An 11813-nucleotide genomic window follows, 5' to 3' on the forward strand; every position below is an offset into this window, starting at 1 on the left:
TTGTTCCGGGGTGGGTGGCGGAACCGCAGCGGGATTCTCGCTGCGGGATCCTTTCTTCGTCACGAGGGAAAAAGCCCTCCTCGCGAGAATCCCGCTGGGAACCCGCTGCGGTGCCGGTTGCTCTGGTGGTCGTCAGCTCAGCGGCTTCGCCGCTGACAGGCGAAAGACACGGCCTGTCGGGTTGGTCCACGTTGGTGGGTCACCAGGTGAACGGCCTGCTGGTCCGTCCGGATCGGGCCGGGGCCGCTCATCCGGAAATCTTGTCCACAGTGGACGCCGTGAGGTAGGAGTCCAGGTAGCGGTCCAGGAGGTCGTCGAGGTAGCCGGGACCGAAGTCGTGCTCGGCGAAGGCGGGGACCAGGCGGTGCAGCTTCGCCAGGTCCACCCGGGTCAGCTGCGGGGGGCGGGACAGCGTCCGCACCTCGGGGTCCGCGCCCAGCCGCCGCCGCAGCGCGGCCACCACCGCGGGCACCGCGATCGGCACCCCGGAGGCCACGTTCACCACCTCGTCGCGCACGCCGGCCGCGCACAGCGCATCGAGCACCGGCGGCACGTGCCGCACGTCCAGCAGGTCGCGGTGCGCCTCGGGATGCACCGTCACCACCCCGTCCAGCACGCCGCGCACCAGCGACGGCAGCAGCTGCCGCGGCTGCTGGCCGTCCCCGACCAGGTGCGTCAGCCGCAGCACCAGGTATCGGGCGCCGGAGAGCTCGCAGACCCGCTCCAGCGCCAGCTTGTGCCTGCCGTAGGCGTTCAGCGGGAACACCGGCCCGTCCTCGCGCCCCGGCGTCCCGTCCGAGCCGTAGATCGCCGCCGAGGACGTGGACAGGAACACCGCGGTCCGCCCGTCCGCCCGGCAGCGCCGCAGCACCTCGCCGACCAGCGCCGCCTCCCGGTCGAATTCGGCGGTGTCCGCGGCCGCGGTGGTGGACACCCCGGCGGCGATCACCACCACCTCCGGGTGCGCCGCGCCGAGCCGCGCGGTGAAGTGCCGGGCGAGGAAACCGGAACCGACGACCTCCATCAGGCGGGCACCCGCACCGCGCCCGCCCGCACCTGCTCCACGAGCCGCGCGGTCTCCTCCGCCGCGTCCAGCCACGCCGGTTCGTCCGGCGCGCGGTCCAGCACGGTGCGGGCGAACGCGGCGAGGGAGTCCCGGAACTGGTGCGCCGCGGCGAGCACGAGCTCCTCGGCGTGGTCCTGCTCGTCGATGCGCAGCAGCGGCCGGTGCTCGGCGGGCGGGGTGAACGCGCGGTCCAGGCCCAGCGCCCCCGTCGCGCCCCACAGCCCGTAGCGGGACCGGTAGCCGTGCTGGAAGCCGAACTCCAGGTCGGCGAACGTGCCGTCCCGCGCCACCAGCAGCGCGTGCCCGGCGAGGTCCACGCCGCGCCGCTCGTCGACGCGCAGCACCGCCCCGGACAGCGCCAGGCCCGGCCCGAGCAGCAGCTGCGCCGCCCGGATCGGGTAGACGCCCACGTCGAGCAGCGCGCCGCCGCCGAGCGCCGCGTCGTAGCGGATGTCGGAGTCCGGCAGCGGCGGGATGCCGAAGGTCGCGGTGAACGTGCGAAGCGCCCCGATCCGCCCGTCCCCGACCAGGTCGGCGACGGTCCGGTGCTGCGGGTGGTGCAGGAACGCGAAGTTCTCCCGCAGCACCAGGTTCCGCTCCCGGGCCAGCGCGGTCAGCTCGCGGGTGCGGTCGGCGCGGTCGGTGAGCGGTTTCTCGCACAGCACGTGCTTCCCGGCGCGCAGCGCCCGCAGCGCCCACTCGTGATGCAGCGCGGTCGGCAGCGACAGGTAGACGGCGTCGACGCCGGGGTCGTCCAGCAGCGCTGTGTAGCCGGTGGTGGCGGTGCCGCCGAAGCGGTCCGCGAACTCGGCGGCCTTCGCCGCGTCCCTGCTGGCGATCGCGGTGATCTCCAGCTCCGGGATCTCGGCGACGGCGGGCAGCGCGCGGCGCCGCGCGATCGCCGAGCAGCCCAGCACGCCGAGCCGCACCCGCCGGCTCACCGCAGGCCCCGCAGGCAGGCGATGAGGCTGCGGGCCTGCACGTTCACGTAGTGGCTGTGCTCCAGCAGCCCGGTCAGCTGGTGCAGCGCCAGCCACCGGAAGTCCGGCAGGTCCGAGTCCGGGAAGTCCGCGTCCACCTCGATGATCTGGTACCGGTTGCGGGCCTGGTAGAACCGGCCGCCCTCCTCGGACAGCTCGGTGTCGAACAGCACCTGCTCGGGCCGCCTGCCCAGCACCACGTCCAGGTGCGGCGGCCGGTAGTCGACGCCGAGCCCCGCGTAGTTCTCGGGGGTGCACTGCACGGTCGGCGCCAGTTCGACCACGTCCAGGTAGCCGGGTTCGACGCGCGCGTTCAGCAGCGCGTGCAGCACCCCGTCGACCCGCTTCACCAGCAGCGCCACCACTCCGGTGCCGTGCGGGTGCAGCAGCGGCTGGGTCCAGCCGCCGACCTCGCGGCTGTTGCTGCGCACGTCCACGGCCAGCACGGTGAAGAAGGTGCCGAGCTCGTGGCGGATCTCGGCGTCGGTGCGCCGCCAGTCGCGCACCGCGTGCAGCGGGATCAGCGAGGTCTTGACCTGGTGCTCGGACTGGCGGGAGGTGATCCAGCTGCGCACCTCGGCGGTGGTGTGCAGGGTGCCCGCGCGCGGGTCCCCGGACCGGGCCAGCGCGCCCGCGAACTCCGAACCGTCCACTTCGGACCCTTCGAAGCCGCCGGGTAGGCAGGACAGCACGGTGCGGGCGTCCATGTTCACCAGGTTGTCCACCGCCAGCAGCCGGTGCAGCTGGCCGATCGTCACCCAGCGGAAGTCCTCGTGCTCGGCGACCGGTTCGTGCACCTCCACCAGCATGTTCCGGTTGCGCTTGCGGAAGAACCAAGAGCCCTGCTCGGACTGCAGCACGTCGCTGAGCACCTGCTGCTCGGCGGCGTCGCGGAAGTGCTCCAGGTACGGCACCGAGCCGCCCTCGTGCACCCGCGTGTAGTTGCTGCGGGTCGCCTGCACCGTCGGGGACAGCTGCACCCCGTTGACGTTGCCCGGTTCGGTCTTCGCCTGCATCAGGCAGTGCAGCACGCCGTCGATCTCGCGCAGCAGGATGCCGAGGATGCCGATCTCCGGCTGGTTGATGATCGGCTGCGTCCAGGAGCGCACCGGGCCGTGGTCGCTGGACACGCGCAGGCCCTGCACGCTGAAGAACTTGCCGCTGGCGTGCCCGAGGTCGCCGGTGGCGTCGTCGAAGCGCCACTTGTCCAGCGCCGCGAACGGAATCCGCCGCACGTCGTGCAGCTGCGCCGCGCCGCGTTCGCGCACCCAGGCGAGCAGTTCCTCGGTGGAGTGCAGCGCGTCCTGCTCGGCGTGCGCCGAGCGCGCCAACCGGTGCGGCAGCGTCGTGTCCGGCTTGCGCAGCAAGCCCGTTCCGGCGGAGGGCGCCATCGGGATCTCCTCACGGCGGTGATTGCCGGCGATCCGCAGGCGCGGCAGGCCGGTTCGCGACCATTCCTACCGGGCGAAGAGTAGGAGAAACCCCAACCCGGGCCCGCCCGATCGGATGATTGCGCGCGGAACTCGGCGGGTAGCCGGGGGCTGATCGCGATTTCCGAAAGCAAGGAGGCGCAGCACGATGACGACGGCACGGCAGATCATGACGGCGGGCGCCGAGTGCGTGAACACCGACCAGACCGCGGCGGACGCGGCGCGCAAGATGACCGACCTCGGCGTCGGCGCGCTGCCCATCTGCGGCCCGGACGAGAAGATCAAGGGCGTGATCACCGACCGCGACCTGGTCGTCAAGGTCGTCGGCAAGGGCCGGGACGCCGGGACGTTCCCCGCCGGGGACCTGAACCAGGCGGAGGCGATCACCGCGGGCGCCGACGACTCCGCGGAAGAGGTGCTGGCGACGATGAAGGACCACCAGGTGCGCCGGGTACCGGTGATCGACGGGCAGCGGCTCGTCGGCATGGTGTCCCTGGGCGACGTCGCGAAGGCGCTGCCCCACCACGAGGTAGGAGACCTGGTGGACACCCTGTCCACCTGACGGAGCGCGCCGAACCCGCGCGGCGGTTCCGGTAGTCGTCCCATCAGCGGCTAGTCGTCCTGTCAGCGGCGAAGCCGCTGAGCAGCGACCACCCGAGCAACTCGCACCGCAGCGGGTTCTCAGCGGCTTCCTCGCGAGGACAGCGTTTTCGCCTGTGGCGGAGCCACCGGTGAGAACGATCCCGCAGCGAGGAAGCCGCTGAGGTTCCGCCACCCCAGCACCACGCGGCAGGAGCAGAGCAAGAATCAGCTCTTCGGGGTGAGTTCGCCCATCTTGGACCAGCCGTCGCCCGGGACCTCGACGTTGATGATGTCCGGGGTCGCCGAGATCGCCTCGGACATGCGCTCCAGCGCGGCCTGGAAGTGCGCGGACTGCACGTGCTCGACGCCGGCCTCCTGCGAGGCGAAGCCTTCGGTGAGCACGAACTGGTTCGGGTCGTCGACGCTGCGGGCCCAGTCGAAGAACAGGTTGCCGGGCTCGTTCCGGGTCGCCCTGGTGAACTCGTCCACCAGCGAGAGCCACTGGTCGGCGAGGTCGGGCCGGACGTGGAACTTGACGACGATGAAGATCACTGGCTCGGCTCCCTGCGAGATCGACGACGCGCGGCGCCCGCGCGCCGCCCCGCACACCCTGCCGCACCGTCCGAACCGGCCCAACCCCCGTTGTCACATGCTGATAACCCGCCGCGCACCCCAGCCGAACACCCATCGACCTCGCCGGAGCCCCCCACCGACCAGGAGAGCCGCCCAAGGTGAGTGGCCCACCGGCCCAACAGGGTTGGTCGGGTGGGCCATTCATCTGGTGGGTCGGTCGGGGTGAGTGGCCCACCGGCCCAACGGGATTGGTCGGGTGGGCCATTCACCTGGCGAGCGGATTCAGGTGAGCGGGCCACCGGCCCGGCGGGGGTCGGGCCGTTCACCTGGTGGGGGTCAGGTGGTGTGGTGGACCTCCTGGAGGCCGTAGACGGGAGTGGGGACCCCTTCGAAGCGGGCCTTGAGCTGCAACGCCAGGTACAGCGAGTAGTGCCGGGACTGGTGCAGGTTCCCGCCGTGGAACCACAGCGCCTCCTGCTGCGTGGGCTTCCACATGTTGCGCAGCTCGCCCTCCCACGGCCCCGGGTCCTTGGTGGTGTCGGAGCCGACGCCCCACACCTTGCCGACCTTGTCCGCGACCTCCTGGCTGATCAGGTCCGCCGCCCACCCGTTCATCGAGCCGTACCCGGTGGCGTAGACGACCAGGTCCGCGGGCAGCGCGGTGCCGTCGGCGAGCAGCACCGCGTCCTCGGTGAGCTCGGCGACCTGTCCGTGCGCGAGCGCCACCCGTCCGTCCGCGACGAGGTCCGCCGCCCCGACGTCGATGTAGTAGCCGGACCCGCGCCGCAGGTACTTCATGAACAGCCCCGAGTCGTCGTCGCCGAAGTCGTGCCGGAACCCGGCGGCGGCCAGCCGCGCGTAGAAGTCGGCGTCGCGCTCCCGCATCGCCTCGCACGCGGGCCGCTGGAACCGGTCCATGATCCGGTAGGGCTGGGAGGCGAACACCAGGTCCGCCTGCTGGGTGGTGATGCCCGCCTCGACGGCTTCCTCGGAGTACAGCGGGGCGAGCGAGAGCTCCATCAGCGAGTCGGACTTGGCGATGTGCGTGGAGGAGCGCTGCACCATCGTCACGTCGGCGCCGACCTCCCACAGCGCCCCGCAGATGTCGAACGCCGAGTTGTTGGAGCCGATCACCACGGCCCGCTTCCCGCGGTACGCGTCCGGCCCGGGGTGCCGCGAGCTGTGGTGCTGTTCGCCGCGGAACCGGTCCTGCCCGGGGAGTTCGGGCACGTTCGGCTTCCCCGCCATGCCGGTGGCGAGCACGAGCTGCCGCGGCCGCAGTTCGACCTGCTCGCCGTCGCGGTCCACCAGCACCGTCCACTCGCCGGTGCGCTCGTCGTAGGAGGCGGAGCGGCAGGTCGACGAAGACCAGTAGTTGATCTCCATGACCTTGGTGTACATCTCCAGCCAGTCCGCGATCTTGTCCTTGGGCGCGAACACCGGCCAGTTCCGCGGGAAGTCCAGGTACGGCAGGTGGTCGTACCAGACGGGGTCGTGCAGGCACAGCGACTTGTACCGGCCGCGCCACTGGTCGCCGGGCCGGGCGTGCGCGTCGAGCACCACGTGCGGCACCCCGAGCTGGCGCAGCCGGGCGCCGAGCGCGATGCCGCCCTGGCCGCCGCCGACGACCACCACGTACGGCTGGCGGGTGCGGCCGAGCTCCGCCGCTTCGGCGTCGCGGGCTTCGCGCCAGGTGGTGCGGTCCGGGTCGGCGCCGTGCTCGGCGCCCATCGGGCGGCGGTGCCCGCTCGGTTCCTCGTGGCCCTTGAGCTCGTGCAGCGTGGTCAGCAGCGTCCAGGCGCCCTCGTCGACGAGCCGCAGGTGCCCGCGTCCGCGACCAGCCGTGGTCTCGAAGCCGAGCCACGCCTCGACGACGCCGTCGGTTTCGGTGGGTTCCGCGGTGAGGTGGAAGTCGTGGGCGCCGGTGTCGGCGGCGGTGGCGCGGACCAGGTCGGCGACGCCGTCCCGGTCCTCGACGGTCTTGAGGTTCCAGGTGAACGCGACCAGGTCGCGCCAGAACGAGGTGGTGGCGAACAGCGCGGCCGCCCGGTCCGCGTCGCGGGCGGTGAGGGCCGCTTCGAATTCGGCGAGCCAGGCCTCGGCGCGGGTGCGGGCCGCGGACTTCGCGGCGGGTGGCCGCGTCTCCCAGCCCTGCCGCGCCGCCGGGTCTCCCTGGGACGTCTGGTTCGCTTCGCGCGTCTGGTCATCTCCGAGCGTCTGGGACATGGACGAGCCTCCCGGAACACCGCGCGCCGTCGCCTGTGACGGCGCGTCCGGCACCCAGCGAACCCGACCGGCGCCGCACCGGGGAAGCGGTGCACCGCGTGATTCCCCCGGATGCGGGATCAGTCGCCGATCGCCTTCCCGCGCTCCGGCGGCGGCCCGACGACCACGAGGTCCAGGTCGGTGGCGGCCAGCTCCGCCGGGTCCACCGCCAGGGAGGCGGGGCCGTCCGGGTGCACGTGCAGCTCGGTGGGGCGGCCGGTGAGATCGAAGAACGGTTCGAACACGTCGGAGGTGAGGATGCCGAGCATCCGGGTGTGGTGCGCCTCGAACGCGAACGTGTGGACGGTGCCCGCCGGGGCGTGCACGAAGTCCCCTTCGGTCAGCAGCACCTCCCGCCCGTTCACGTACAACCGGATCCGGCCGGACACGCACAGGAAGTTCTCGGTGTGCAGCCGGTGGAAGTGCCGGATGAAGTACTCGGAGCGCCCGCCGAGGGTGTCGACGGCGAAGTAGCGGCCGCCGGTGTTCGCGCCGCGTGCCAGGAACGTGTTCAGCGCGTCCCCGGTCTCCCGCCGATCACCCTCCCCGCGCCGCAGGAAGTAGGGCAGCGCGCCGCCGGGCAGCGCCGCGTCCCACTCGTCGCCGGCGTCCGCGCGCGCCGCGTCCGGGAAGGTGATGCCCAGCGGTGCGCCCGCCTCGGCCCGCTGCCGCGCCGAGGTGGTGACCTCGGTGCGCCCGGAGTGCACGTGCCGCCGCGCCGGGGTGCCGAGCCGTTCGACGAGCGCCAGCGAACCACCCGGTGCCGCCCAGGTGAGCAGCCGGGTCACGTGCGCCAGCATCCGGAAGGCCACCGGTGTCCCCGGCGGCACGTGCAGGGAGTCGCCGCGGGTGAGAACGCGGCTGCGGTCGCCGAGCCACACCTGCACGCTGCCGTCGAACACGTGGAACGAGCGCTGCTCGGCGGCGTGCGCGTGCCACGGCACTTCCGCGCCGCGCCCGCCGCTGACGAAGGCGGCGTCGAACAGGCCGCCGGTGTCGGCGGCGCGGGCGATCACGGTCCACAGCACGCCGTCGATCTCGTAGCGCCGTCCCTCGCCGCTGGCGAGGTAGTACGGCACCGGTTCGCCGGGCAGCCGGTCGACGACGGGCGCGAGGTCGTGGATCGCTTCGACGTCGTGGGGCATGGTCCTCCTCGGGTTCCGGAACGCGGAACGGTGGCCCGGAGTCCGCGGGCCTGCGCGCTCACCGGCCGCCAGTGTCCCGACGTCCGGGCGCGGTGCCGGGCTGAGGCGGAACAGATCGGTGCCAGATGTTCCACCGCGCAGGTCGGCGAGGCGCGGCGGACCCGCCCACCGCGCCCGGTGGGACGATGGGCCGGTGCAGGACGTCGTTCGCGGACCGGGCCGGGTGGAGGTTGCACTGCGGGGTGCGCTGGTCGAGCTCGGTGCCGCGTCCGACGTCGGCGCGATCACCGTCTCCGCGCTGGTGCGGCGCGCCCGGGTCGGGCGCACCACGTTCTACCGGCACCACGCGGACATCGGCTCCTACCTGGAGTCGCTGCGCACGCGGGTGCTCGACGAGCTGTGCGCCGCTTTCCGCGCGGCGCAACGGGAAGCGGGCCGGGACGCCGGGCTGTACCCGGTGCTCACGTCGCGGATCGGGGCGGTCCTCGCGGTCGTCGAGGAGCACGCGGAGCTGCTGCCGCTGCTGTGCCGCGGGCCGGAGGGCGCCGGGTTCCGGCCGCGCTGCCGCCGGCTGCTGAGCGGCCTGCTCGCCGAGGACTTCGCGGTGCTGGGGGCGCGCATCGACGCGGCATACTGCCCGCCGGACTACCTGCTGGCGTTCCTGTCCCACGCGTTCGTCGGGACGGTCGAGACCTGGGCGGCGAACCCCCGGCGGGAACCGGTGGAGGACATGACGTTCTACCTGGCGGCGCTGATGAGCGGCAGCACCGCCGAGTTCCTGGAACCGCGGGTGCCGCCGCGCCGCTGACGCGCCTGCCGGGGGGTCAGGTGCGCCGGGCGCCGGTGATGGTGGTCATGGCGGCTTCCGCGGACTTCCGGCAGACCACGGCCACGTCGTAGCCCTGCAGGGACAGCACGCCGTCGAGGTAGAAGGTGGCGTAGCCGTGCGCCTGGGTGAGCAGCTGCTCCATCAGCAGCAGCGCCTGCTGCGCGGACGGGGCGGACGCGAAGCACAGCACCAGGTATTCGTCGATGAGTTCGCGGGCCGCCCGGCGCAGCTCCGGGAACCGGTCCCCGCTCAGCGGTTCCGCGAACACCACGTGCAGGCCCGCCCGGTGCCGGATCGAGTAGCCGGTGTAGGTGGCGGCCGCTTCGGCGAGCCGCCGGTCGGGGTCGTCGTGCTCGGCGATCGCGGCGGTGACCTCGGCGCGCAGTTCGCGGGCCACGGTGATCGCGACCTCGGCCTGCAGCGCGGCGCGGTCCGGGAAGTGCCGGTAGGGCGCGGCCGAGCTCACGCCGCAGCGGCGGGCGACTTCGGCGACGGAGTAGTCGCCGCGTTCCGCGAGCAGCTCGCGAGCGGCGCGGACCAGCGCGGTCCGGAGCTCGCCGTGGTGGTAGGCGCGGGGCATAAGGCAGCTCACAACGGTATCGGTTGCGTGCGATGTAAGTGGTCTCTTACTTTAGGGGAACACATGCGCATCCGGCAATGCGGATGATCACCGAACACAGGAACAGGAGGCCGCAGTGGCTCCCACACCCGCCATGGCCGCACCGAGCGCCGGTGCACCCCTGGAACGCACCGTGATCGACCGTCGCGACCTGCGCCCGGACGACGTCCTGATCGACATCGCCTACGCGGGCATCTGCCACAGCGACCTGCACCAGGCCGCCGAGGAGTGGGGCGACGCGATCTTCCCGATGGTCCCGGGTCACGAGATCGCGGGCACCGTCGCCGCCGTCGGCTCCGCCGTCACCGCGCACCAGGTCGGCGACCGCGTCGGCGTCGGCTGCATGGTCGACTCCTGCGGCGAGTGCGACCCCTGCCGGGCCGGCACCGAGCAGTTCTGCGTGCGCGGCAACGTGCAGACCTACAACGGCGTCGGCTTCGACGGCGAGAACACCTACGGCGGCTACAGCAAGCAGGTCGTCGTCCGCGACGCGTTCGTGTGCCGCATCCCCGACGGGATCGGGCTCGACGTTGCCGCCCCGCTGCTGTGCGCCGGCATCACCACCTACTCGCCGCTGAACCAGTGGCACGCGGGCCCCGGCAAGAAGGTCGCCGTCGTCGGCCTCGGCGGGCTCGGGCACATGGGCGTCAAGATCGCGGCCGCGATGGGCGCCGAGGTGACCGTGCTCAGCCAGAGCCTGAAGAAGAAGGAGGACGGGCTGCGCCTCGGCGCGTCCGACTACCACGCCACCTCCGACGAGGCGACCTTCGACGTCCTCAAGGGACGGTTCGACCTCATCCTCAACACCGTCTCCGCCGAGATCCCGGTCGACTCCTACCTGTCGCTGCTGCGGCCGGGCGGGGCGATGGTGAACGTGGGCGCGCCCGGGACCCCGCTGTCCTACAACGCCTTCTCGCTGATCGCCGGGAACAAGTCGCTGGCCGGATCGATGATCGGCGGCATCCCGGAGACGCAGGAGATGCTGGAGTTCTGCGCCGAGCACGGCATCGGCGCCGAGATCGAGGTCATCGCCGCGGACCAGGTCAACGAGGCCTACGAGCGGGTTCGCGCCAGCGACGTCCGCTACCGCTTCGTCATCGACACGGCGACGTTCTGACCGGCTGCCCCCGAACTCTTGTCGGGAGGGGGTGAGGTGGCGGAACCTCAGCTGCCTTCTCGCTGCGGGATCTTTTTCCCGAGTGGCTCCGCCACGAGGGAAAAAGCTGTCCTCGCGAGAAGGCAGCTGAGAACCCGCGGGTGGTCCGGTTGATCAGGTGGTCGTCGGTTCAGCGGCTTCGCCGCTGACAGGAAACGGACACGATCTGCCGGGCAGGTTCGCTCCGCACGCACGGCCCCCGCTCCCGCTGCCGGGAGTGGGGGCCGCGTCACGTTGAGTGATCCCCCGGACGTGGGCCGTGTTCGGCGGGCGCTAAGTTGATCACCGTCCGAAATGGAGTCAGTCCGGCGGGAGAACCACCATGAGCGTGCGCGAGCGCGTCGAGAACGTCGTCGAAGCGCCCCGGTTCCACGCGTTCATCATCGGCGTGATCGTGGTCAACGCGATCACCCTCGGCCTGGAGACGGTGCCGCACCTGCTGGACCGCTACGGCACCCCGCTGCACGTGATCGACCGCACCGCGATGGCCGTCTTCGTCGTCGAGCTCCTCGCCCGGCTGTACGTGCACCGCGGCCGGTTCTTCCGCGACCCGTGGAACTGCTTCGACCTGGTGATCGTCGGGGTGGCGCTGGCGCCGGCCACCGGACCGTTCGACGTGCTGCGGGCGTTGCGCGTGCTGCGGGCGCTGCGGCTGATCTCGGTGGTGCCGACGATGCGCCGCGTGGTGTCCGCGCTGCTGGCGGCGCTGCCCGGCATGGCCTCCATCGCGGCGCTGCTCGCGCTGATCCTCTACGTGTCCTCGGTGCTGGCCACCACGCTGTACCGCGACGTGGCGCCCGAGTACTTCGGCGACCTGGGCAGTTCGCTGTTCACCCTGTTCCAGGTGATGACCGGCGAAGCCTGGTCCGACGTGGCCCGCGAAGTGATGGCCGAGCGCCCCATCGCGTGGATCTTCTTCGTCGCCTACATCGCGGTCACCACGTTCACCGTGCTCAACCTGTTCATCGCCGTCGCCGTCAGCGCGATGGAGACCCAGGTGGGCCAGGAGGACCGGGAACGCGCCGCGGACGAGAGCGCCACGATGGCGGCGCTGCTGGCGGAAGTCCAGGCGCTGCGCGGAGAAATCAGCGAACTCCGCGAACTCCGCGACGAGACCGCGCGGGTCTGACGCCCGGGTGGGCGACCCGCCGGGACGGGCCGCCCACCT

Annotated in this window: 11 protein-coding genes; 4 read left to right on the forward strand and 7 right to left on the reverse strand. The window is 72.1% G+C overall.

Annotation, left to right across the window (positions count from 1 at the left end; all coding sequences use genetic code 11):
* Positions 1-247: 247 nt before the first annotated feature.
* From AC29IT_RS08880 to AC29IT_RS08890, 3 genes are read right to left on the reverse strand one after another with little or no spacing between them, the layout of a single operon-like run.
* Complete coding sequence (locus tag AC29IT_RS08880) at positions 248-1024, reverse strand: NAD-dependent epimerase/dehydratase family protein (protein WP_358440035.1); 777 nt, start codon at positions 1022-1024, stop codon at positions 248-250.
* On the reverse strand, positions 1024-2007 hold the full coding sequence (locus AC29IT_RS08885; RefSeq protein ID WP_488218379.1) for a Gfo/Idh/MocA family protein: 984 nt from the start codon (positions 2005-2007) through the stop codon (positions 1024-1026). Before AC29IT_RS08885 ends, AC29IT_RS08880 begins: the two co-directional genes overlap by 1 nt.
* Complete coding sequence (locus AC29IT_RS08890) at positions 2004-3437, reverse strand: NDP-hexose 2,3-dehydratase family protein (RefSeq protein WP_488218380.1); 1434 nt, start codon at positions 3435-3437, stop codon at positions 2004-2006. Before AC29IT_RS08890 ends, AC29IT_RS08885 begins: the two co-directional genes overlap by 4 nt.
* A 187-nt stretch (positions 3438-3624) precedes the next feature.
* Between AC29IT_RS08890 and AC29IT_RS08895 the strand changes: the two genes are divergently transcribed.
* Positions 3625-4038: a CBS domain-containing protein gene (locus tag AC29IT_RS08895; RefSeq protein WP_358440041.1), complete on the forward strand. Its 414-nt coding sequence runs from the start codon at positions 3625-3627 to the stop codon at positions 4036-4038.
* 245 nt (positions 4039-4283) lie between these two features.
* On the opposite strand, the gene AC29IT_RS08900 is transcribed toward AC29IT_RS08895, so the two are convergent.
* From AC29IT_RS08900 to AC29IT_RS08910, 3 genes are all read right to left on the reverse strand, one after another.
* Complete coding sequence (locus tag AC29IT_RS08900; protein ID WP_358440045.1) at positions 4284-4610, reverse strand: putative quinol monooxygenase; 327 nt, start codon at positions 4608-4610, stop codon at positions 4284-4286.
* A gap of 357 nt (positions 4611-4967) precedes the next feature.
* Positions 4968-6857, reverse strand: coding sequence for a flavin-containing monooxygenase (locus AC29IT_RS08905; RefSeq protein WP_488218381.1), 1890 nt, complete (start codon positions 6855-6857; stop codon positions 4968-4970).
* Between the two features lie 119 nt (positions 6858-6976).
* A complete protein-coding gene (locus AC29IT_RS08910) occupies positions 6977-8041 on the reverse strand; it encodes a quercetin 2,3-dioxygenase (protein ID WP_358440050.1) in 1065 nt (354 codons plus the stop codon).
* A 193-nt stretch (positions 8042-8234) separates the two neighbouring features.
* Between AC29IT_RS08910 and AC29IT_RS08915 the strand changes: the two genes are divergently transcribed.
* On the forward strand, positions 8235-8849 hold the full coding sequence (locus AC29IT_RS08915; protein WP_358440053.1) for a TetR/AcrR family transcriptional regulator: 615 nt from the start codon (positions 8235-8237) through the stop codon (positions 8847-8849).
* A 16-nt stretch (positions 8850-8865) separates the two neighbouring features.
* Here AC29IT_RS08915 and AC29IT_RS08920 read toward each other — a convergent pair whose 3' ends face one another.
* Positions 8866-9450, reverse strand: coding sequence for a TetR/AcrR family transcriptional regulator (locus AC29IT_RS08920; RefSeq protein WP_488218382.1), 585 nt, complete (start codon positions 9448-9450; stop codon positions 8866-8868).
* 133 nt (positions 9451-9583) lie between these two features.
* Here AC29IT_RS08920 and AC29IT_RS08925 point away from each other — a divergent pair, with 133 nt between their 5' ends.
* Together AC29IT_RS08925 and AC29IT_RS08930 are read left to right on the forward strand one after the other, a co-directional pair.
* On the forward strand, positions 9584-10606 hold the full coding sequence (locus AC29IT_RS08925) for an NAD(P)-dependent alcohol dehydrogenase (protein WP_358440149.1): 1023 nt from the start codon (positions 9584-9586) through the stop codon (positions 10604-10606).
* A 361-nt stretch (positions 10607-10967) separates the two neighbouring features.
* A complete protein-coding gene (locus AC29IT_RS08930) occupies positions 10968-11774 on the forward strand; it encodes an ion transporter (protein ID WP_488218383.1) in 807 nt (268 codons plus the stop codon).
* Positions 11775-11813: the final 39 nt, after the last annotated feature.

The organism is Saccharopolyspora sp. MMCC62 (assembly GCF_057736575.1).

Bases quoted from the DNA above. Each gene is read 5' to 3' on its own strand.
- AC29IT_RS08880 (WP_358440035.1), bottom strand. From the start codon at position 1,024: ATGGAGGTCGTCGGTTCCGGTTTCCTCGCCCGGCACTTCACCGCGCGG.
- AC29IT_RS08890 (WP_488218380.1), bottom strand. From the start codon at position 3,437: ATGGCGCCCTCCGCCGGAACGGGCTTGCTGCGCAAGCCGGACACGACG.
- AC29IT_RS08895 (WP_358440041.1), top strand. From the start codon at position 3,625: ATGACGACGGCACGGCAGATCATGACGGCGGGCGCCGAGTGCGTGAAC.
- AC29IT_RS08905 (WP_488218381.1), bottom strand. From the start codon at position 6,857: ATGTCCCAGACGCTCGGAGATGACCAGACGCGCGAAGCGAACCAGACG.
- AC29IT_RS08910 (WP_358440050.1), bottom strand. From the start codon at position 8,041: ATGCCCCACGACGTCGAAGCGATCCACGACCTCGCGCCCGTCGTCGAC.
- AC29IT_RS08920 (WP_488218382.1), bottom strand. From the start codon at position 9,450: ATGCCCCGCGCCTACCACCACGGCGAGCTCCGGACCGCGCTGGTCCGC.
- AC29IT_RS08925 (WP_358440149.1), top strand. From the start codon at position 9,584: ATGGCCGCACCGAGCGCCGGTGCACCCCTGGAACGCACCGTGATCGAC.
- AC29IT_RS08930 (WP_488218383.1), top strand. From the start codon at position 10,968: ATGAGCGTGCGCGAGCGCGTCGAGAACGTCGTCGAAGCGCCCCGGTTC.